Consider the following 20,264-nt stretch of genomic DNA (forward strand, 5'->3'; position numbering starts at 1 on the left):
CAACCAATTCAAAGAATTTTGTGTAACTATTACGTTAAAAAAGAATTTGGAGGAAAGTATTATGAAAATTAATAAACTATTTATTGGTGCAATGTCAGTTGCATTTACGTCATTGTTATTAGCTGGTTGTGGGGATAGCAATGCTGATACTGGAAGTACAAGCGATGCCAATGTAATTACTTTTTGGAATCCATTCACTGGGGCAGATGGCTCTAATATGCAGAAAATGATTGATGAATATAATAAAACAAATCCCGAATTTAAGGTGAAAAATATTTCCTTAAAAGAAGGAGATATGTACACAAAAATTCCAACTGTTGTGAATTCTGGTAAGAATATTCCAGATTTAAATATTGTTCATGCTGAGCGTATTACCCAATATAAGGACAATGATATGTTAATCACTTATGATGACTTATTAAAAGATTTCCCGGAAATCAAAGCAGAAAATTATGTGCCAGAAGCTTGGAATTTGGGTGAAAAAGATGGTAGTCGCTACAGTTTGCCATTGGATATTCACAGCTGGGGAACATATTACAATAAAGATTTACTAGAAAAATACTTACCTAGCGCGTTAGATGATAACATTTTAACCTTTGATGAAATTGAGGAAGCTAGTAAAGCGGCCAAGAAAGATGATATTAGAGGAATTGCAATTACCTGGATGAAACCGAATTTCCTTTCACTTTATGCACAAAATGGTGGGGAACTCAGTGCAGATGGTACCCAACCAACACTTGATAATCAAGCTACAATTGATACGTTTGAAAAATGGCGCTCACTATCTAAAGAAGGCTTAACGACTAAAGATGGAGAAGATCCAACACAACTATTTGTTAGCAATAAATTGTTGTTCTTCCCAGAAGGAATCTGGATTCAAAACAACATTAAAGACGCTAAAATCAATTGGGGATTTACGAATTCACCTCAATTATCTGATGATCTGACAAAAGTGGTCAACTGGTCGTCGTCGCATCAATTTGTTATGTTTAAAAATGAAGAACGCTCAGAGGAAAAAACAAAAGGGGTGTTAGCTTTTATAGATTGGTTACGTGATAATTCGCTTGAGTGGGCAAAAGCAGGACAAAATCCAGCAACCCTAAGTTTGTTAGATGATGAAGAATATTTAAAAATGCCACAGTCATTCTACCTTTCGACACCCGAACAACAGGCAACTTTAAAAATATTTGATTACAAGTATAACGGCTATGTTTCAGAATTCCTTGATGCTAATGCTCTCGATGTTGTTTTTGATAAAGTATCCGTCAAAGATACCGTTACAAATATGCAAAAAGAAGTGGCGGATAAAGTGGCGAAAGATTCTTCTGAAAAATAAGCAAGTTATTTCTTGGCACAAGTTAACTTGTGCCAAGAAATTGTTTGTTAAGGAATAGAAAAGGGGAAGCAAGTATGGAAACAACAGATTCTACCAATCATAGTAAACTGAACAAACGATTATTACCTTGGTTATTTGTGGCCCCACATTTATTAATATTTGTTATCTTTTTCTTAATCCCTGTAATCTTTGGGATTTATATTTCGATGACAGATTGGGATTTGGTAAACTCACCAACCTTTGTCGGACTACAAAACTTTCAAGAAATTCTCTTTCAAAAAGATTCTACTTTTTATAAACAATTTCATAACGGTTTAAAAAATACTTTCTTATTCGTTATTTTTTCAGTGCCATTTTGCATTGTCGTACCATTACTTTTAGCTGCAGCGCTTAATGCGAAACCAAAATTAGGGAAGCTTTTCCAATCGTTGTTTTATTTACCGTCGTTATTTTCAATTTCCGCGGTAGTGATTATTTGGACATTGATGTTTAATGTCACATACGGACCGATTAACAACTTGCTTAACCTTGCTGTTGTTTGGACAGGAACCCAACCATATGCTTGGATTTCGCTCGTTGTAGTCACAGTTTGGTGGACGATTGGTGGGAATATGATTATTTACCAAGCAGCTTTAAACGGAATTTCAAAAGATTTCTATGAAGCGGCAGATATAGATGGGGCTTCAGCTTTTCAAAAGTTTTTTAAAATTACATTACCGAGCATTAAAGGGCAGCTTTTGTACACTATTGTGATTACAACTATTGCGCAGTTTAACGTTTATGGACAACCTTTGATGTTAACTGGTGGTGGTCCAGCTAGTTCGACGCGAGTTTTGCTAATGAACATTCAACAAAATGCTTTTGGATCAGGGCAATCAATTGCAGGAATCGCTTCAGCAATGGCTGTCTTATTGGGATTTTGTATAATGATTGTCGCTGGTTTGCAGTTTAAGCTACTAAGAAATAAAGATTAGGAGGCATAATATAATGAAAAGTAAGCGAAGAATAAGCCATTCACAAATGGTTGCATTTCTATTTCTATTATTGATGGCAATTATATGGATTGTACCGTTGTTATGGGGCGCAGTGACTTCATTCAAGTCAGAAATAGAATTTATGACAGGCGGTTTTCGTTTTTTGCCGATTGAATGGGTGATGACAAACTACACCACCTTACTATTTAACAATGCCAGCACACCTCTGATCAAATGGTTTACAAATTCCATGGTGATTTCGGTTAGTCATACTTTATTGGTTTTAGTAGTTGTCTCATTTTCAGCTTTTGCGTATAGTCGTTTACAATTCAAAGGGAAAAATCAATTGTTTGCATTCTTGATGGCGACAATGATGTTTCCAGGTGTTGTAAATTTGATTCCATTGTACAAAATAGTCGATACTTTTGGTTGGGTAAATTCCCCGTTAGCTATGATTGTACCTGGTGCATCGGGTGTCATGAACATATTTTTAGTGAAGCAGTTTATGGATAAGATCCCCAAAGAATTTGACGAAGCAGCTCGAATAGATGGAGCAAGTGAATTAACAATTTTTTTTAAGGTAATATTACCTATCATCAAACCGATCTTACTGGTGGTTTCCCTATTTTCTTTCACCGGTTCATGGAACGATTTCTTGTGGCCTTCAATCGTATTTAACGACATGGACAAAATGCCAATTACGCCAGGCTTACAATTACTGCAAGGAATGTATCAAGCACAACCAACCTTGCTGATGGCAGGGGCATTGGTTGCAATCGTACCAACATTTTTATTATATCTGTTTGCACAAAAATATTTCCTTGAGTCTATGTCACTATCTAGTGGAGTAAAGGGGTAAACGAATGAGGCCGACGATAGAACGAAAACTAGTTATGGCACTAGGGATTTGGCAAATCTTAGATGGTATTATAACAATTATTTTTTATGGATTGTTTAAACGTCATCAGTTTAGCCAAATATCAGACTTAACTTATCAGAATGCGAAAGAACTGGATTCATTATTCAGCAGTACCTTCATCATTATTAGTATTTTTGGAACCATACTAATCGGCTTGGGTTTGTTTAATCTTGTTGTTGCGAAGAGATATCTGAAAAATCAAACAGTCTCCTTAAAATGGATTATGTGGTTATTAACTGTTGCGGTATTTTCATTATTCGTGATGGATATCGTTAGTTTAGTCTTGGCCAGCAGTAGTGTTGTTTCATTGCTTGCTAAAAGAAGCGCAATAAAAAAAATTAAAGTAAATGAGTATAGTCGCGCTCTATAGAGTGCAGCGAGGTAGGAGAGTATTATGGGAAAACGAAATGAATACCCACGGCCTCAGTTTCGGCGAAAGCAATGGGTGAATTTAAATGGAGAATGGGAATTTGCCTTCGATGATTCAAATAATGGATTAAATGAAGGTTGGGACAAGGGAGATGTTAAGCTACCTCTAAAGATAACTGTTCCGTTTGTTTATCAATCAGAGCTTAGCCGAATAAATCAACGAGAAGTTCATGATACTGTCTGGTATCGCAAAGAGTTTCATTATCAAGGTGAAAAAAAAGTGCTTATTCATTTTGGTGCGGTGGACTATCAATCCGATATCTATCTCAACGGGCATTATGTCGGTGGACACGTTGGTGGGCATACTTCATTTTCCTTCGACATAAGTCGCTATCTTAAAACAGATGGACAGCAAGTTTTGGTAGTGAAAGCCTATGATCCTCATTCCGATGAAACAATCCCTCGGGGGAAACAGTTTTGGGAGAAAGAATCTCGCGGGATTTGGTACACGAATTCCACAGGGATTTGGCAAACGGTCTGGCTAGAAGAAATTGCTGAGAGCCATATTACTAGTGTGAACTTTCATACCGATGTTGACCGAGGTCAAGTGGATATTGGTATAACTCTCCCACTAGAATCAGTAGGAAAGCAGGTTAGTTATCAAATCAGTTATCAGGGGCAGTGCATTGTTTCCGATTGGATGCAAGTGACGAGCACTCAGGTCAATCGTTCCGTAGAACTGTACCAAAACAAAATTTTCAGAAGTAACTTTCATGATGAGGGATGGACTTGGAGCCCAGAATGCCCGAATTTATTTGACGTTACCTTTAAATTAACCAATTCTGATAGTACGGTTTTGGATGAGGTCGAGAGCTATTTTGGTTTTAGAAAAATACATACAGAAAAGGGTATGACATTCCTCAATAATTATCCTTATTATCAACGATTAGTGTTAGATCAAGGGTACTGGCCTGAAGGGTTGTTGACAGCACCAAGTGATGAGGATTTTAAAAAGGATATTGAATTAGCGAAGGAAATGGGCTTTAATGGTTGCCGTAAACATCAAAAAGTCGAAGATCCTCGTTTCTTATATTGGGCGGATCGATTAGGTTTCTTAGTATGGGGTGAATGTGCCTCTGCACCACTCTACACGGAGAAAACTGTTGAGCGGGTAACAATGGAATGGTTTGAAATTATAGAACGAGATCGCAATCATCCTTCAATAGTGACATGGGTACCAATAAATGAGAGCTGGGGGGTCCCTGCTATTCACAATAATAAAGAACAACAACACTTTTCAGAAGGAATCTATCATCTTATTCATTCTTTAGATAAATCTCGTTTAGTGATCTCCAATGACGGTTGGGAGATGACAGTGACAGATATTTGCGCAATTCATAACTATAATCATGGATCTGTTGAGGAAACAAAAAAGTACGCTCAATTTACAGAGACGCTGGAATCTGTTAGCAACTTGATTAATCAACCACCAGGTAAATGGGATATTTACGCCAATGGTTTCCAGTATCAAGGCGAGCCCATTTTATTGACTGAATTTGGCGGAATTGGGTATCAAGTAGATGGACAGAATGGTTGGGGATATACAACGGTGGGAAATGCTGATGAATTCGTCAGTGAATACGGCAGAATTATGTCGGCGATTTATGGATCAAAAGCCCTTTATGGATTTTGTTATACACAGTTGACAGATGTGGAACAAGAAATAAATGGTCTTTTATCCTATGATCGAACACCAAAATGTGAGTTAGAAAAAATTAAAAAGATTAATTTGCAGTATTTTCCTGAACGTTTAGCGATTGGAGGTTGAAAATGAGAGTCAAAAAATCCCCCTTTGGTCAACATGGTGCTTATTTGTATTCAATTGAAAATGATCAAGGAACAGTACTCGAATTTTCGGATTATGGGGCCCGAATTGTCAATGTATTTGTAAATATGAACGGAAAACATCGAAATATCGTACTAGGTTTCGATTCAGCGGAAGAATACGCTTTAAAAGACAGTTATATAGGCGCCACAATCGGTCGTGTCGCAGGTCGAGTTTCTGACGCCTCATTTCATATGGATGGAAAAATATATTCTCTCAGTAAAAACGATGACACAAATTGCTTGCATGGTGGCGAAAATAGTATTGACAGTCAGATTTGGCAAACCGTGATTGAGGAGCAAGAAAAGAGGGTAACACTTCGTTTTAGTATTATCTCGCCGGCTTGGGATAATGGTTTTCCTGGGAATTTAGAAATGACAGTAAGTCATACATTGACCAATGATGATCAGTGGATTATCGAGTATCAAGCTACAACAGATAAAACAACTTTATTTAATCCTACCAATCATGTTTATTTTAATTTGAATCAGCAAACGACTGACGAAATTGGTAACCACTTCCTATCAATCGCAGCTGATAAATTTGGCGTTTTAACTGATACTTTAATACCAACTGGGGAGTTACGAGATGTAACAGGTACACCTTTTGATTTTCGAAATCCTGCAGGTATACCAATCAATCAAGGGTTGAACTCAAATTATGAACAAAACGCTTTGGTAAACGGCTATGATCATCCTTTTATTTTGAGCGAGAATATCCAGAACAGTCCCCAAGTTGTTCTGGAAAATAGTCAACGGAATATAAAAATAGAAATGAGTACAGACGCACCGGCAGTAGTGATTTACACGAGTAACATGGTGACGTATCCAATAGAAATGCGTGATAGCTTTCAAGTCAAACATGGTGGGGTGACATTAGAAACACAAATTCTACCCGACGCGGTGAATCAAGATGGTTTTGGTTCAACCATATTAAAACCAACTGAACTGTTTAAAAGTAGCACTACTTTTAAAATTATAACGAACTACAGTTAAGAAAAGGCTGTCTCAAACTAGAATATACTATTCTGGTTTTGGATAGCCCTTTCTCTATTTTATTAAAGCAAAGATAATTTGACGCCTCATTCATATTCAACCTTATCTTGATTAATATTTTGAAAAGATTTCATACGTTTCTATTTTATTGCTAAGATTTCTTTGGAAAACGAAATAAGAAGGTAATTTAGCTACTGGCTATGTTAAAGAATAGTTGGTATTTCGGTAGGGAAATATCAACATCACGGACAATTTGAACCCGCTTCACGGAAATTGAACTAAAAACTCCAAAAGAAAGCAGTCCGCATCTTCAAGGCGGACTGCTTTCTTTTGGAGTTTCCAGTGCTTGATACACTGTCGTTTGCGTACAGATGCAAGTAATTATGCATTGGCTTTTTTGAACAGCAACAAGCCGGCAAAGATCATCAGGCCGCCCAACCATGTCGACAATGCAGGGGTCTCTCCCATTATGAGGAAGCCCATCAAAGCGGCCAGCAATGGCGTAACAAACATGTAATTCGTTACCTCGCTTGTTTTTTGTGCGAGCATCAGCGCTTTTGCCCACAACATATACGCAAGTGCACTGGGGAATACGCCCAGAAAAATCATCACCAGCAACTGCTGAAGTGGGGCATTGCCGAATTGGACCGCCGCATCCGGTAAATACCACAGCAGAAACAGGGTTCCAGCCAAAACGCTGTAAGCTGTTGATTGTAAGGCAGAGTATTTTTTCAACAAGGAACGTTGCAGCAGATTATAGCCACTGATGCAGACGGCTGCGCCAAACATCCAGAAAATACCTGCGTTCACCGAAAGGATGCCATTCCATAATGTCAAAATCAGTATTCCGATGAATTCAATGATGATTGCGACCCATCCCAGCGAGCGGATTCGTTCCTTGAATATCATCCAAGCAAACAGGGCCGTCAAGATAGGTGCGGAGGCGATGACAACACTGCCTGTTGCGGCCGTCAGCGATTTTGAAGCCTGGTTGAAGGTGATCATATAGAGCGAAAACCCTAAAGCACCGGCCAGCAGGAATTTAGGGATATCTTTTTTCTCCGGCAATCCAATTTTTTGGAAAACCCCGATTACAATGAATAATAGCGAAGCGATCACATAACGGAGAACGCCTATCGCTTCTGCCGTGTAGTAAGTCAGCGCGATTTTTGTGAAAACAAATGCCGATGCCCACAGCAGCACTGTAACAAAGGCATAGATTTGTGTCTGATTTTTTGTCTTTTGCATGTTTCCCTCGCTATCCTGAATCATCAATACGCTTCCGATGAAAACGCATCGATTTTCATAACACTCATTTCTGGTATGTTTATAGGATAATTTAATTACAGGAAAAGTCAATGATTTTCAGAAGGGACATTCTGTGGTGTTCGGAAAAAACGATCATCAGTGATCGATTTTGTTTCACTATCTAAAAGTAACTTCCTGCTATATAATGAAAAAATGTTATGAATTGGCGGAACGCCATTTTTGGGGGGAGAATAAGACTATGTCCAAAGAAATTGCAACGCTTGCCGGAGGATGTTTCTGGTGCATGCTTGAACCGTTTGATGAAAGACCTGGAATCGAGTCCGTTGTTTCAGGCTATACCGGCGGTTTCAAAGAAAATCCGACGTATGAGGAAGTGAAGGCAGGAGGAACCGGGCACACAGAGGCGATCCAGATCACTTTTGATAATAGTGTGATTTCCTATGGGGAGTTGCTGGATATTTATTGGCAACAAACGGATCCGACAGATGCCATGGGACAGTTCATGGACCGCGGCTCGTCGTACCGTCCGGAAATCTTTTATCACTCGGAAACACAGAAAGAAATTGCGGAACGCTCAAAAGAGGAGCTGAAAGATAAGCTGGCAATCGCTGCAACGATCGTCACGCAAATTTCACCTGCAAGCATCTTTTATCCTGCGGAAGAGTACCATCAGGATTTTTATAAAAAAGAGGGAAACCATGAGCGAATGATCCCTTTGGAAGAAGACAGGGAAAATCGATTAAACGAAGTATGGGGAGAGGCGGACAAACATGAAAAAAATATTTAAAAGTTTAGTAACGGTTGGGGCAGCGGCATTGTTTCTCGCTGCGTGTGGCCAGGAAGCGGCTCAAGAAGATATCCGGACTGTGAAAATTGGCGTTGTCGGTGAACGGAATGAGGTGTGGGAACATGTTCAAGAACAACTTGAAGAAAACAACGAGCCCGTAAGAATCGAGCTGGTAAAATTCACGGAATATGTGAAACCGATCCAAGCTTTGGAAGAGGGCGAAATTGATCTGCACGCGGCTTTGACTGAAATTTACATGGAACAAGTGAATGAAGATGCTGGATACAGCAACACAACAATCGCGTATACGACACTGAATCCGATGGGGCTTTTTTCTGAAAAACACACATCTGTAGATGAAATACCGGATGGTGGGGAAATCGCAATACCGGATGATGTTTCGAACGAATCCAGAGCCTTGCTGTTGTTGCAGGCTGCCGGATTGATTGAATTGGATGCAGAAAAGAGCTTGTTGCCTACTGTAAATGACATCACATCAAATCCGAAAAACCTCAAATTCACGGTCTTGGCTGCCAATCAGACGGCTCGCGCCATGACGGACGTCGATGCCTCCGTAGTCAATAATGACATGGCTGCTGATGCAGGCTTGGTGCCTACTGAGGACGCCATTTTCCTTGAACCCGTGGCCGACTCATCCAAACCTTATTACAACGTGATTGCTGCTCGAGAAGATGAAAGCGAAGACCCTGATTTCCAAATCATCGTCGATTACTATCAAACTCCTGAAGTTGAAAAAATCATAGATGAGGTCACCAACAAATCGTCCATACCCGTTTGGGAATAAACACTAAACACCGCCAAAGTCAGCCAGGTATCAGCTGACTTTGGCGGTGTTTTTACCTTCATCTTTGTTGTTGAAGGGTTAATCTTTGATAGTGCAGCCAAGTTTCTATAAAATAGAGTTGTAACAGAGTATCGAATAAGAATGTGGAGGTAATGATTATGGCTAAGTTTGTAAAAGGCTCCTACCGCACCATTTCAGAAGTTCATGCTGTTCTAGAGGATTTGCGTAAGGAAGGGTACGCGGAATCAGACATTACGCTTGTCACAAATAAAGATAACACATACAAGGAATTGGATGATTCCACAGATGCACAGATCAAATTGGAGGAGCATCATGCCGAACATTTTTCGCTTTGGGAAAAAATCCTGAATATGTTCCCCATTTTCACGAGTGATGATTACGTGACCAACACCGAAAACCCCGACTCTGAAGCGGAAGAGGACACTTTGTTGGATGGGTACCAAAAACAATTGGATGATGGCGAAATCATTGTGATTGTGGATGACTTGTTGAATAAGGAAAGTGCGTTGAACTTGGAACCGATGAACCCAGATCCAGGCGTAGCCAAAGATATCCTTGAAGATGCGCCGGAAAAGGATTCTCATCCCGATGTCGAGGCAATGGAAGATGTTTTGGAACAAGAAACAACATATGTTCCGGGAGATGAAGACAAGATCTGACATAAAAGGCATTGTTTGACCACCAGGCAATTTCCGTAACAAGCAACCGCACAAAGTTGGATCCTATAACAAAATGCACCCGATACTAGCCTGACCAACATCTGGTCGGATTGGTATCGGGTGTTTGCCTGCTCATTTCTGTCAACTAACCTTCCAATAATGCGGCTATTTCCATTAAGTTTGATACAGTGTATGTGCTTTGCGGGGCGAATGGATCAGGTTGACTTTTCTTACGGTCAAACCAGACGCAGTCCATTCCTATGTTGAGAGCGCCTTTGATATCTGAGGATAAGCGATCCCCGATCATTAAAAATTCTTCTTTATGGCTTGCGTTCAAAGTATCCAAAATATGTTGAAAGAAGAGGGCATTCGGTTTCTCATGCCCGATTTCTTCGGATATGAAAATATCTTCAAAATAGCCTTGCAGCTTGGAATCTGCTAATCTTTTTCTTTGCGTATTGCCTACGCCGTTTGTGCCAATATATAATTTGTATCCTTGCCCACTTAATGTGTCCAATAATTCAGTTGCGTGGGTAATGGTCGAATGGCCTTGGTTTAAATGCTCACGGTACATCGCCTCTACTTTTGATCCACTCTCATCTATCTGAAATTCTTTCAAAAATAAGGAGAAGCGTGTTTTTAAAACTTTCTCGCGAGAAATCAAGCCCTCTTCCAATTGAGACCACAAGCCATCGTTAATGCCTTTATAACACGCAATAGTCTGTTTATTGTAGGGCAAATTTTCCTGCAATGAATATATTGTGCGTTTTGACGAAGATATTCGCTGCTTATTCTTATTGTTGGATGGGAGGGCAAAGATCTATTTAGTGCATGAAAACGGAAAGCGCGCACTCATTCAGTTTCTAGAGAAAAATGATTTTATTGGTGAATTATCTTTAATCTAGGCAGAAGAACATTCAAAAGATGTTGTAGCTATAAATGACTGTACGTGTCTGGCGATTCCGTTAGCATCAGCGAAAAAACAGCTGCTGGAGGATAATGCTTTTCTTCTTCATTTATCAAAATATTTAGGTGATAAATTGCTTAAAAGAACAGAGCATTACACAGCTATGCAAGATTATGAACTCAAAAATAGATTAGCAAAGTATATTCTTCAAATTGAGAATAATGGCTATTTTCAAGAAAAACTGACAGAGACAGCGGAGTATGTGGGAGTAAGCTACCGACATTTGTTATACACGCTCAACAAATTCCGTGAAGAAGGATTATTGGAAAAAAGAGGCCGACAATATTTCATTGTCAGCAAAGAAGCGTTGGAAAAATTAAGTTTGAAAACCAATTGATGCACTAACCAAAATTCTCACTCGGTAAAACAGACGATTCCATCAACAACACCTCGACTATAGTGAATAAGCCCACGAGCGGGCTTGTTCATTATAGTCGAGGTGTTTTTTGCTTTTTTATCAATTACTCCATGAAGAACAATACTATTTCTAACGTTAAATAAGATGGAGCAGGAATGAAGCGATAGAAAAGTAAATATAGAGTCCTAAAATATCATTGATGGTGGTAATGAATGGTCCGGATGCGATGGCTGGATCGAATTTTAACGTATTGATAAGAATAGGAACAACTGTCCCGCTGATGGTAGAAAGACTCAGTGTGATGAAAATGGTTATCCCCAGTATGAGCGCGAGGACAGCATTTCTGTAAAAGATGAGAATGACAAGCGATAAAACAATTCCTGCCAAAAGACCGATACACATCCCCACCATAAATTCTTTCCAAATGGTACGTCCGATGCGCTCATCCTGTTCTTTCAAAATCAAGCCTCGAACGGCCACTGCTAGCGACTGGGTTCCTACGTTACCCGCGGAGTCCATGATGATAGGAATAAAGGCGGCTAAAACGACTACTTGATTGAGCGTTTCTTCAAATGAGCTGATTAGACTTGCGCTAAGCATTCCCATAAAGAGTAAGATGATGATCCATGGTGAGCGTGTACGAGCAATTTCCCAGACGGTTTCTGGCCGGTCAAAAGTGGTCGTAATGGCTGAGAACTCGTTAAAGTCTTCAGTTACTTCGTCTTCCATGATGTCCATGATATCATCCACCGTTACAATCCCTCTGAGGATATTTTTGTCGTCCAGGATAGGCAGCGCCACTAAGTCGTAATCTTGGATCAGCCGGGCTACTTTTTCTTGATCATCCTCGAGTCGCGCGTGGATGAAGTGTGAGGACATCCTATCTCCGATCATCACTTCTGCAGGGAGAAGGAATAAATCACGTATGGACAAAATCCCGAGTAAGATACCGTGCGCATCCAAGACATACAGATATTGGATGATTTCTGCAGTTGGAGCTTGTGCACGCACTTGATTAAAGGCTTGATGGACAGTGGAATTGGGAGAAACGCTCACAAATTCTTTTGTCATAATCGAGCCAGCGCTTTGTGACGGGTAAGCCAGCAACTCTTCTAAGTCGGCTCGATCCTGGTCGCTCAGTTGATTCAGAATGGCTTTGCCTTCAGATCCTGTTTTAGCCAACATACTCGCTGCATCGTCGCGTGACATCCTCTGGAGAATTTCCCGCACATATTCGGGTTTAAAATCCTTCAGCAAGTTTGCTTGCTCATCCACATCCATCCAGCCCAGTACATCAGCGAATTCTTTTGCTGTTAAAAAAATTTCGATTTTCTTCTTATTTTCAGGATATAAGCGGCGCAGCACCTCCGCCTGGTCTCGCTCGTGAAGCGTCAGCAAAAGGGTGCGGAATTGCTCGCGGTCATTCTCTTTTAGAACCGCGAAAATGTTATTGTAATAGGACTCGTGTTTGAATACATTTTTTTTCATTATAATCCTCCTCTTGAGAAGGCAGCGAGCCTTCCCGTTTTGTTAAGTTGAATCGCCTCATCCACCTAGCGGGGTCAGGTACCATTCTGCCACCTCCTCAATAGTCTCCTTTGGGTTTAGTTATATTGACAGTATCTGCTTCATTATAACATTTTTTATATGAATAGATTGCATAGTTGGTGCAGCGGACTATGTCTATTTTGCATATAGCTTTAAAGCCAACTGTAACGACAGGGTATGATTGGTATCGTTTTCTTGATCCTACACAATGAGGTCCTGTAAAAAATAATCAATAAATGCCGACCAAGGATCTGTTCTATGGTTTCTTCTTCGCGAAATCGTTAAATCAACAATACCTCCACTATAATGAAGAGGCACACGATTGTGCACAAAACATTATAGTGGAGGTATTTTCTTAAGTTCTATCTATAGTTTTTCTCCATTTGTAGTAATTACCTGCTTATACCAATCAAATGATTTTTTCTTGCTTCTCTCTAAAGTGCCATTGCCATAATCGTCTTGGTCAACGTAGATGAAGCCGTAACGTTTGGACATTTCAGAGGTACTTGCGCTGATTAAATCGATACAACCCCAGCTTGTGTACCCCATAAGATCTACACCCTCTTTGATCGCTTCATTCATTTGCTCAATATGTGCACGCATGTAATCGATACGATAATCGTCGTTGATTGAGCCGTCTGCCTCTACTTTATCATAGGCTCCAAGTCCATTTTCTACGATAAACAACGGTACTTGGTAGCGATCATACATTTTCTTTAAGGTAATACGCAATCCTTTAGGATCGATTTGCCATCCCCAATCAGATGACTCTAAATAAGGGTTTTTCACACCACTGAAGAAGTTCCCTTTTTCCTTCTTCTTATCAGGTGCTCCGCTGGCAACCATTGACATGTAGTAACTAAAGGATAAGTAATCCACTGTATGTTGCAGTAATATTTCTTCATCGCCAGGAAGCATGTCAATCTTAATTTCATTTTCTTCAAAATAACTCAACATGAAGCTTGGATAATACCCACGAACCTGAACGTCAGTGAAGAACAGATTCATTTGATCCTCTTTCAGTGCTTCTAATACATCATCCGGACTGCAAGTTTCCGGATAGACTTCCATACGAGCTAGCATACAACCAATCATGGCATCAGGGATCATTTCATGACAGGCCTTGACCGCTCTGGCGCTGGCTACAAACTGATGATGTAAGGCTTGATAAACCGCTTGCTCCTTGTGTTCTACCTCATCTATCAGAATACCACTACCAATATATGGAGACATCGTTGAAACATTGATTTCATTGAACGTTAACCAGTATTTCACTTTTCCTTTATAACGATCAAATACCGTTTCTGCATAATGAACAAAGAATTCAACTACGCGTCGATCTGCCCAGCCATTGTATTTTTGAACTAATGTAAGTGGAATTTCATAGTGTGATAACGTCACAAGTGGCTCAATACCATATTTCAATAATTCATCGAAGACTTTGTCATAGAAAGCTAGTCCTTCTTCATTTGGCTCTGTCTCGTCACCATTTGGAAAAATACGCGGCCAAGAGATGGACATACGGAATGTTTTAAAACCCATTTCTGCAAACAGTGCAATATCTTCTTCATAACGGTGATAGAAGTCGATACCACGGCGTTTCGGGAAATTGTCGCCACCTTTTCCTGCTAAAAGATCTTCTAATTCTTTTTTGCTTCTGACATCCATTTCAATTTCATTTCCACGCTCTTCTTTTGGTACAAATTGAACCATATCAAAAATGGAAAGTCCTTTACCACCCTCGTTGTAAGCTCCTTCTAATTGGTTTGCAGCCGTAGCTCCACCCCATAAAAAACCTTTTGGAAATGTCATATGCTATTCCTTCTTTCGATTTTTTTATTTCTGATTTTAGTATAAATTAGTTTTACAAAACTGCTCCATTAGTTTCAATTACTTTCTGATACCAGTAAAAGCTATCTTTTGGTGTCCGGTCAAGACTCCCATGACCTTCATCGTCCATATCCACATAGATGAAACCATATCGTTTACGCATTTCACCAGTTCCCGCTGAGACAATATCAATACAGCCCCAAGTGGTATAAGCAATTAAGTTAACCCCGTTATCAATAGCATCTGCCATTGCACGAATGTGAGCACGATGGTAGTCAATACGGTAATTATCATGGATTGAGCCATCTTCTTCCACCTTGTCAAAGGCACCTAGACCATTCTCTACCACCATCAGTGGTAATTCATAACGATCATAGATTTTTTCAAGATAGTATTGAAGACCAATGGGATCATGCGCCCATCCCCAATCTGAATAGGTCAAATAAGGATTTTTGGCCCCGGTTGAGAAGTTACCGGAAACCATTTCTTGATCGGTGTGTGTGGTAATATTGTTAGACATGTAGTATGAGAAAGTATAGATGTCAACAGTCCCATTTTTAAGGTCTTGAAGATCTTCCTCCGTGATATCGAGCACAACATTGTGCTCTTTCCAGAGACGTTTGGCATAAGTACCGTATTTACCTTTGGCTTGGACATCACCACAGTAATAGATACCGGATTCCCACTTGTGTTGGTTGGCCAAAATATCAGCCGGATCACAGGTTCCAGGATAGAATGTAATCCCACAAATCATGTTGCCAATTAAAAAGTCTGGGTTGATTTTATGCCCTAATTGCACAGTTTTAGCCGAGGCCACGAATTGATTATGCAGGATTTGGTAGCCTTCTTGATACGCCTCATCAGACGCTGTGCTACCAAACATATCAAGGAACATAGTGGTATTATTGATTTCGTTGAAGGTTAGCCAATATTTGACCAAATCTGTGTACTCATGAAAGATTGTCTCCGCATACTTTACATAGAAATCAATGAGTTTCCGGTTGGTCCAACCACCGTAGTTTTCTTCTAAAGCAAGGGGTGTGTCAAAATGCCAAATGGAAACCAAGGGTTCGATATTGTATTTGCGGCATTCTTCAAAAACTGAACGATAGAAATCAAGACCCGCTTGGTTTGGCTCTTTGTCATCACCATTGGGAAAAATCCGAGCCCATGAGATGGATAAACGCAAAATTGAGTAGCCCATTTCAGCAAACAACTTGATATCTTCTTTGTAACGATGATAAAAGTCCACTGCTTGGTGGTTGGGATAATATTCAGTCTCTAGGACAGCGAATTTTGCACCTTCCGGAATCTGGCCATTATGTCCCATTGATTTTGCTTTCCCTGGATTCCCATCTTTATCGATATAAGTGACAAAACGGGGTGAATCAACCGAGCCACCAGTTGTGACGTCTGTTTGCACAAGTCCACGCCCATCTATATTGTAAGCACCTTCTGCTTGGTTTGCAGCTAGGGCTCCGCCCCATAAAAAACCTTTTGGAAATGTCATATGCTATTCCTTCTCTCGACTTTTTTTGTTTCTGATTTCATTATAATTTAGTGATGCAAAAAAAACTGGTCAAAAGGAGACCAGTTTATGGCTGAGAAGGATGGTGCTATTAGAATCAATGGAACAATACATCAAACAATCTTAATAAGGTTTGGCTACTGACAGCACTATTTTCAATTTTTCCGCATTGTAAAATTTCATCAAACAATTCCAGATGTTGACGTGGCTCCGAGAAGGTAATGAGTAATTTCTTTCCCTTTGTCTTTTTAAGTTTTTCAAATAAGAGGAATTCCTCTGAGAGTAAGTATCCCTGGATAGAAATAGTGATGATCATATCTTCCTCTGTCAATATATCCAGAGCATCCATTTGTTTAAAAATGTTTGTATTGCATTCACAAAATTTCCCTGCCAGAAGTATTTTTTTTTGCAACTCCAAAGCTTGGATTTGATTCTTTTCAAAACCTAGTATGACAACTCTGCGGGATTTGCTGATCTGTTTTACAATCCGCTCGATCTGTTCTTTTGGGATATTTTCAATTATTTCCACGTTTTCTTTTAATTGCGCTATAAAGCTATCGCCACTTAGGGCAGTATCGTTTTTTTCAAGAGATGCCCCATACTTCATTACAGAATTTCTTAAGCTTGAAAAATTTCTGAAACCAATTCTTTTGCAGAAACGATTAATTGTAGAAGGCGCTACATTACATACCTCTGCGACTGTTTCTAATGAAAATCCCTCGATTTTATGAGAATTTTCGAGCAATGTTTTCGCTATGTGGTAGTTAATATCTTTATCAAGAGAATTGTTTATGTAAGCTAAAAGATTATAAATCAATGTTTCCACATTTCCCACCTCTTCAATTGATTTCAATCACTTCATTATTTTAACATTTATACAGACTTAGTACAGAGGGGAGGGATGATAAGAGATACAGCTGCAGAAAGAAAGACAAGTAAAAGGTGAAGAAATAAAGAAAACGCTTGCCTTGAAGTGGACTTTAACAAGTAAACTAATAATGAACAACAGGACAATGGTATTCAGCTTCATTCTTTTGTTCAAATATAGGAATTTATACAATTTTCCAGAGTGAAAGTGCATCACCGTGGGTGTTTCACAAGTTTGCAAAATGTTTCATGCACCTAAAATGATGTCCAGCTTCACGGGTAAGCCCTTCGGAAATTAGATAAATCTGACCCATTGCGCTCTACGATGCTCATTCAGGGCCAGATTTCCTAAATTTCTTTCAGGGCTGAACGAACCCGTTCAGCTTTTCTTACATAAAATAGAAGGGGAGTAACGATATGAATAAACGTACTTTAGGCAGTCAAGGATTAGTGACATCGGAATTAGGTTTTGGTTGTATGGGTTTGAATCATCACAGAGGGCCAGTGAAAGATCGAAATGAAATGATGAAAGTTGTGCAGCATGCATTTGATGCCGGAGTGACAATGTTTGACACCGCAGAAGTATACGGTCCCTATACCAATGAAGAATTAGTCGGTGAAGCTATTCAAACATTTCGTAAAGAGATTCAATTAGCGACAAAAGGCGGCTTTAACATTAATGGAAATTCCTACTACCCAGAGAGCAAGAAAGAAACGTTGAGAAATTCTCTAGAAGGCTCTTTAAAACGTCTGGGAACGGATTATATTGATTTGTACTATATTCATCGGGTGGATCCTAATATTCCGATTGAAGAAGTGGCCCAGACTATGCAGGAATTTAAGAAGGAAGGGAAAATACTGCAGTGGGGATTATCTGAGGCGAGTGCAGAAACAATTCGTCGTGCACATCACGTCGAACCTTTAGCAGCTGTCCAAAGCGAATATTCTATTTGGTGGAGAGAATTGGAAAAAGAAGTGATCCCGACTTTGGAAGAGTTGAAAATTGGTTTAGTTGCCTACAGTCCTTTGGGTAGAGGATTTCTTACCGGAAAATTGACAAGAGATGCTATAGCTAGCGAAAACGATAATCGTGCAGAACTTCCACGTTTTACTGAAGAAGCTTTCAAAGCTAATCAAGTAGTTCTGGACCTGTTGCAAAAGATTGCCAATGAAAAAGAAGCGACGATTGCGCAAGTATCGCTGGCTTGGTTATTGGCACAAAAAGATTGGATTGTACCCATCCCAGGAACAACAAAATTGAGTAGAATAGACGAAAATACGGGTGCAACGGCTATTCATTTCAGCAAACAAGAACTGAACGACATCAATCATGCAGTGGATCAATTAGAAATTGTAGGAGATCGTTATAATCAAGAACAAAACAGCCGAACAGGTAAATAATGCCTGCTGTAGAAAGTGATTTTCCTCTTATGGGTTCAGTTGTGTCCAACTAAATTTATATCATTGTGAGAAAGTTATTTGATACATCCAAGTTTCTCTTTTCGGGAGCCGACTCGCTTCGAGTGTAAATACTTTATAATATAGGTTATTCCTTATATAATGGCAGTGTAACGAGCAAGGTTTGGACACATGGTTACTGTAGGCTTCTATATAAGAAGGAGGAGTAAAAAATGGACTTTCTTTGGTCATTAATTGTCGGTGGTATTTTAGGCGCACTCGCTGGAGCTTTTCTGGGTAAAGATGTTCCCGGTGGCATTATCGGAAATATCATTGCAGGTTTTGTTGGTTCCTGGTTAGGTGTAACATTGTTCGGAGCTTGGGGACCTGCAATCGGAGGATTTTATATCGCACCTGCACTAATAGGAGCCATCATCTTGATATTCGTTCTTTCCCTTATCCTTAAAACGATGAAAAAGTAAGTTTGTTCTGCACATCAACCAGACGTGCGATGTCAGAATGAATTCAAAAACAGATAATGCTGGTCAGCCGAACTTGTGGTTGGCTAGCATTATCTGTTTTTGTGCCCATTGCACAGAGTCGGTGTAAAAACGTGCAAGGTACACATACTCAAAAAACAGTCCGCTTGCTATAGTAAATGCGATAGTAACCGCTTTAATGGGTTGCTGCCGTAAGCTAAAAAATTATCTAAAAGGGAATACAAATATAATGAGTGGCTACAACACAGTATTAGCAAGAAATACAGAAAACGCACCAAAAAGTTCTCTATCTACACAATCGGTAGCTTTTTCCCATTACAATCATCTATCCGCTCAGTTACCGCTGGATCCAGCAACAGGCAAAATGGTAGCCGGTGGCGTGAAAGAGCAGGCGGAACAATGCCTGAAAAATATGAAAGCAATCGTCGAAAGTGTTGCCCATGATATGGATGATGTTGTTGCAGTCACCATATTCCTTAAAGACAGCGCTGCCTATGGATGCTTTAGTCCAGATCGATGCAGTTGTATCAAACGCCGAAGGAACACCACCAGTAGCGTAACGGGTATTTATTTGCAAATGCATGAACTATCAAAGGTACTTATCCACTGCGTAGATGCGTATCTTAATTATAAAGAGCCGTCCCAAATAAAAAATTGAGACAGCTGCTGTTTAATAAATTCCTCTCCATGCTGTTGAAAATATTGCTGAATAAATTGTAGCGCATCGTTTATTGACTCTTTATAAACTTCTTGGAAAAACACCCGATATGAGCCTAACCGAATTTTGGTTGGGCTCGTATCGGGTGTTTGGATTGATTATTTCATTTTTCTACTTTTACGATCCCCATGCCGGGAATCTGCGGAGGGATGGACATCGTGGTGGGGGCATGCTCGACTAAGGTGACTGTCACGCTGTCTCCGTTTTCCAATGCTGACAGAGGTATAGTTTCACCGGAGGATAAGTCGGTCAAGGAAACATCTTCCATCAACAGGATGACTTCATCGAAAGAAGCAGCTTCCGAAGATTCTACCGGAACTAAGTCAGACACGAACAAACCGCCTTCATGCGTTTCGCTGCTGTCGATAACCGTTCCTGTATACAGGACAGTTGCTTCTTCATTTTCCGCAACCTCACTATTTATGCTCGCCTGTGAACTCGCAGCACCACAGCCACTCAGCAGAGCCGTAGTGAGAAAGCATAAGATTAACTTTTTCAAACAAATTCCTCCTTGTTGTTCAGATAATCCAA

Annotated in this window: 21 protein-coding genes; 14 read left to right on the forward strand and 7 right to left on the reverse strand. The window is 39.8% G+C overall.

What is annotated here, in order from left to right; all coding sequences use genetic code 11:
- Positions 1-61: 61 nt before the first annotated feature.
- The 6 genes from TES5_RS11970 (at position 62) to TES5_RS11995 (ending at position 6,478) form a co-directional block, all read left to right on the forward strand.
- Positions 62-1,336 carry an extracellular solute-binding protein gene (locus TES5_RS11970; RefSeq protein ID WP_068562256.1) on the forward strand — a complete coding sequence of 425 codons (1,275 nt, stop codon included), beginning with the start codon at positions 62-64 and terminating at the stop codon, positions 1,334-1,336.
- Between the two features lie 74 nt (positions 1,337-1,410).
- Positions 1,411-2,310 carry a carbohydrate ABC transporter permease gene (locus TES5_RS11975; protein WP_068562224.1) on the forward strand — a complete coding sequence of 300 codons (900 nt, stop codon included), beginning with the start codon at positions 1,411-1,413 and terminating at the stop codon, positions 2,308-2,310.
- A gap of 13 nt (positions 2,311-2,323) precedes the next feature.
- On the forward strand, positions 2,324-3,169 hold the full coding sequence (locus TES5_RS11980; RefSeq protein ID WP_068562225.1) for a carbohydrate ABC transporter permease: 846 nt from the start codon (positions 2,324-2,326) through the stop codon (positions 3,167-3,169).
- A gap of 4 nt (positions 3,170-3,173) precedes the next feature.
- On the forward strand, positions 3,174-3,599 hold the full coding sequence (locus TES5_RS11985; RefSeq protein ID WP_068562226.1) for a hypothetical protein: 426 nt from the start codon (positions 3,174-3,176) through the stop codon (positions 3,597-3,599).
- A gap of 24 nt (positions 3,600-3,623) precedes the next feature.
- The gene (locus tag TES5_RS11990; RefSeq protein ID WP_068562227.1) at positions 3,624-5,426 is read left to right on the forward strand and encodes a glycoside hydrolase family 2 protein; all 1,803 of its coding nucleotides are present in this window, start codon (positions 3,624-3,626) and stop codon (positions 5,424-5,426) included.
- A 2-nt stretch (positions 5,427-5,428) separates the two neighbouring features.
- Positions 5,429-6,478 (forward strand): aldose epimerase family protein, encoded by a 1,050-nt coding sequence (locus tag TES5_RS11995; protein ID WP_068562228.1) that lies wholly within the window; start codon positions 5,429-5,431, stop codon positions 6,476-6,478.
- Between the two features lie 381 nt (positions 6,479-6,859).
- On the opposite strand, the gene TES5_RS12000 is transcribed toward TES5_RS11995, so the two are convergent.
- Entirely contained in the window at positions 6,860-7,726 is an 867-nt protein-coding gene (locus TES5_RS12000) for a DMT family transporter (protein ID WP_068562257.1), read from the reverse strand.
- A gap of 259 nt (positions 7,727-7,985) precedes the next feature.
- On the opposite strand from TES5_RS12000, the gene msrA reads away from it, so the two are divergent.
- The 3 genes from msrA (at position 7,986) to TES5_RS12015 (ending at position 10,019) form a co-directional block, all read left to right on the forward strand.
- Positions 7,986-8,534 carry a peptide-methionine (S)-S-oxide reductase MsrA gene (gene msrA, locus TES5_RS12005; RefSeq protein ID WP_068562229.1) on the forward strand — a complete coding sequence of 183 codons (549 nt, stop codon included), beginning with the start codon at positions 7,986-7,988 and terminating at the stop codon, positions 8,532-8,534.
- Positions 8,518-9,339: a MetQ/NlpA family ABC transporter substrate-binding protein gene (locus tag TES5_RS12010; RefSeq protein ID WP_068562230.1), complete on the forward strand. Its 822-nt coding sequence runs from the start codon at positions 8,518-8,520 to the stop codon at positions 9,337-9,339. Before msrA ends, TES5_RS12010 begins: the two co-directional genes overlap by 17 nt.
- 158 nt (positions 9,340-9,497) lie before the next feature.
- Positions 9,498-10,019 (forward strand): general stress protein, encoded by a 522-nt coding sequence (locus TES5_RS12015; protein WP_068562231.1) that lies wholly within the window; start codon positions 9,498-9,500, stop codon positions 10,017-10,019.
- A gap of 145 nt (positions 10,020-10,164) precedes the next feature.
- On the opposite strand, the gene TES5_RS12020 is transcribed toward TES5_RS12015, so the two are convergent.
- Positions 10,165-10,839, reverse strand: a complete 675-nt coding sequence (locus TES5_RS12020; RefSeq protein WP_083546538.1) for a YjjG family noncanonical pyrimidine nucleotidase — start codon at positions 10,837-10,839, stop codon at positions 10,165-10,167.
- Between TES5_RS12020 and TES5_RS15790 the strand changes: the two genes are divergently transcribed.
- Positions 10,781-10,924 (forward strand): cyclic nucleotide-binding domain-containing protein, encoded by a 144-nt coding sequence (locus TES5_RS15790; RefSeq protein ID WP_178137848.1) that lies wholly within the window; start codon positions 10,781-10,783, stop codon positions 10,922-10,924. The two genes, TES5_RS12020 and TES5_RS15790, sit on opposite strands and share 59 nt — an antisense overlap.
- Positions 10,925-11,059: 135 nt before the next feature.
- Complete coding sequence (locus tag TES5_RS12025; protein WP_143148241.1) at positions 11,060-11,323, forward strand: helix-turn-helix domain-containing protein; 264 nt, start codon at positions 11,060-11,062, stop codon at positions 11,321-11,323.
- Between the two features lie 156 nt (positions 11,324-11,479).
- On the opposite strand, the gene mgtE is transcribed toward TES5_RS12025, so the two are convergent.
- The 4 genes from mgtE to TES5_RS12045 form a co-directional block, all read right to left on the reverse strand.
- Positions 11,480-12,832, reverse strand: coding sequence for a magnesium transporter (mgtE, locus tag TES5_RS12030; RefSeq protein ID WP_068562234.1), 1,353 nt, complete (start codon positions 12,830-12,832; stop codon positions 11,480-11,482).
- 426 nt (positions 12,833-13,258) lie between these two features.
- The gene (locus tag TES5_RS12035) at positions 13,259-14,704 is read right to left on the reverse strand and encodes a glycoside hydrolase family 1 protein (RefSeq protein WP_068562235.1); all 1,446 of its coding nucleotides are present in this window, start codon (positions 14,702-14,704) and stop codon (positions 13,259-13,261) included.
- A 52-nt stretch (positions 14,705-14,756) separates the two neighbouring features.
- Positions 14,757-16,232: a family 1 glycosylhydrolase gene (locus tag TES5_RS12040; RefSeq protein ID WP_068562236.1), complete on the reverse strand. Its 1,476-nt coding sequence runs from the start codon at positions 16,230-16,232 to the stop codon at positions 14,757-14,759.
- Between the two features lie 115 nt (positions 16,233-16,347).
- Complete coding sequence (locus tag TES5_RS12045) at positions 16,348-17,076, reverse strand: MurR/RpiR family transcriptional regulator (protein WP_068562237.1); 729 nt, start codon at positions 17,074-17,076, stop codon at positions 16,348-16,350.
- Positions 17,077-17,534: 458 nt separating this feature from the next.
- Between TES5_RS12045 and TES5_RS12050 the strand changes: the two genes are divergently transcribed.
- The 3 genes from TES5_RS12050 (at position 17,535) to TES5_RS15795 (ending at position 19,673) form a co-directional block, all read left to right on the forward strand.
- Positions 17,535-18,518 carry an aldo/keto reductase gene (locus TES5_RS12050; RefSeq protein ID WP_068562238.1) on the forward strand — a complete coding sequence of 328 codons (984 nt, stop codon included), beginning with the start codon at positions 17,535-17,537 and terminating at the stop codon, positions 18,516-18,518.
- 230 nt (positions 18,519-18,748) lie between these two features.
- Complete coding sequence (locus TES5_RS12055) at positions 18,749-18,997, forward strand: GlsB/YeaQ/YmgE family stress response membrane protein (RefSeq protein ID WP_068562239.1); 249 nt, start codon at positions 18,749-18,751, stop codon at positions 18,995-18,997.
- A gap of 247 nt (positions 18,998-19,244) precedes the next feature.
- Positions 19,245-19,673 (forward strand): Rid family hydrolase, encoded by a 429-nt coding sequence (locus TES5_RS15795; RefSeq protein ID WP_068562240.1) that lies wholly within the window; start codon positions 19,245-19,247, stop codon positions 19,671-19,673.
- A 163-nt stretch (positions 19,674-19,836) separates the two neighbouring features.
- Here the strand turns inward: TES5_RS15795 and TES5_RS12065 are convergent, their stop codons facing one another.
- Positions 19,837-20,232 (reverse strand): putative periplasmic lipoprotein, encoded by a 396-nt coding sequence (locus TES5_RS12065; RefSeq protein ID WP_068562241.1) that lies wholly within the window; start codon positions 20,230-20,232, stop codon positions 19,837-19,839.
- Positions 20,233-20,264 lie beyond the last annotated feature (32 nt).

This window comes from Trichococcus sp. ES5, assembly GCF_900067165.1.
GTDB classification, from domain to species: domain Bacteria; phylum Bacillota; class Bacilli; order Lactobacillales; family Aerococcaceae; genus Trichococcus; species Trichococcus flocculiformis.

Excerpts from the sequence above, each read along its gene's own strand:
- TES5_RS12000 (WP_068562257.1), bottom strand. The coding sequence starts at position 7,726 with ATGCAAAAGACAAAAAATCAGACACAAATCTATGCCTTTGTTACAGTG.
- TES5_RS15795 (WP_068562240.1), top strand. The coding sequence starts at position 19,245 with ATGAGTGGCTACAACACAGTATTAGCAAGAAATACAGAAAACGCACCA.
- mgtE (WP_068562234.1), bottom strand. The coding sequence starts at position 12,832 with ATGAAAAAAAATGTATTCAAACACGAGTCCTATTACAATAACATTTTC.
- TES5_RS11970 (WP_068562256.1), top strand. The coding sequence starts at position 62 with ATGAAAATTAATAAACTATTTATTGGTGCAATGTCAGTTGCATTTACG.
- TES5_RS11975 (WP_068562224.1), top strand. The coding sequence starts at position 1,411 with ATGGAAACAACAGATTCTACCAATCATAGTAAACTGAACAAACGATTA.
- TES5_RS11990 (WP_068562227.1), top strand. The coding sequence starts at position 3,624 with ATGGGAAAACGAAATGAATACCCACGGCCTCAGTTTCGGCGAAAGCAA.
- TES5_RS11985 (WP_068562226.1), top strand. The coding sequence starts at position 3,174 with ATGAGGCCGACGATAGAACGAAAACTAGTTATGGCACTAGGGATTTGG.
- TES5_RS12010 (WP_068562230.1), top strand. The coding sequence starts at position 8,518 with ATGAAAAAAATATTTAAAAGTTTAGTAACGGTTGGGGCAGCGGCATTG.
- TES5_RS12055 (WP_068562239.1), top strand. The coding sequence starts at position 18,749 with ATGGACTTTCTTTGGTCATTAATTGTCGGTGGTATTTTAGGCGCACTC.
- TES5_RS12040 (WP_068562236.1), bottom strand. The coding sequence starts at position 16,232 with ATGACATTTCCAAAAGGTTTTTTATGGGGCGGAGCCCTAGCTGCAAAC.
- TES5_RS11995 (WP_068562228.1), top strand. The coding sequence starts at position 5,429 with ATGAGAGTCAAAAAATCCCCCTTTGGTCAACATGGTGCTTATTTGTAT.
- TES5_RS12050 (WP_068562238.1), top strand. The coding sequence starts at position 17,535 with ATGAATAAACGTACTTTAGGCAGTCAAGGATTAGTGACATCGGAATTA.
- TES5_RS12015 (WP_068562231.1), top strand. The coding sequence starts at position 9,498 with ATGGCTAAGTTTGTAAAAGGCTCCTACCGCACCATTTCAGAAGTTCAT.
- TES5_RS11980 (WP_068562225.1), top strand. The coding sequence starts at position 2,324 with ATGAAAAGTAAGCGAAGAATAAGCCATTCACAAATGGTTGCATTTCTA.
- msrA (WP_068562229.1), top strand. The coding sequence starts at position 7,986 with ATGTCCAAAGAAATTGCAACGCTTGCCGGAGGATGTTTCTGGTGCATG.
- TES5_RS12035 (WP_068562235.1), bottom strand. The coding sequence starts at position 14,704 with ATGACATTTCCAAAAGGTTTTTTATGGGGTGGAGCTACGGCTGCAAAC.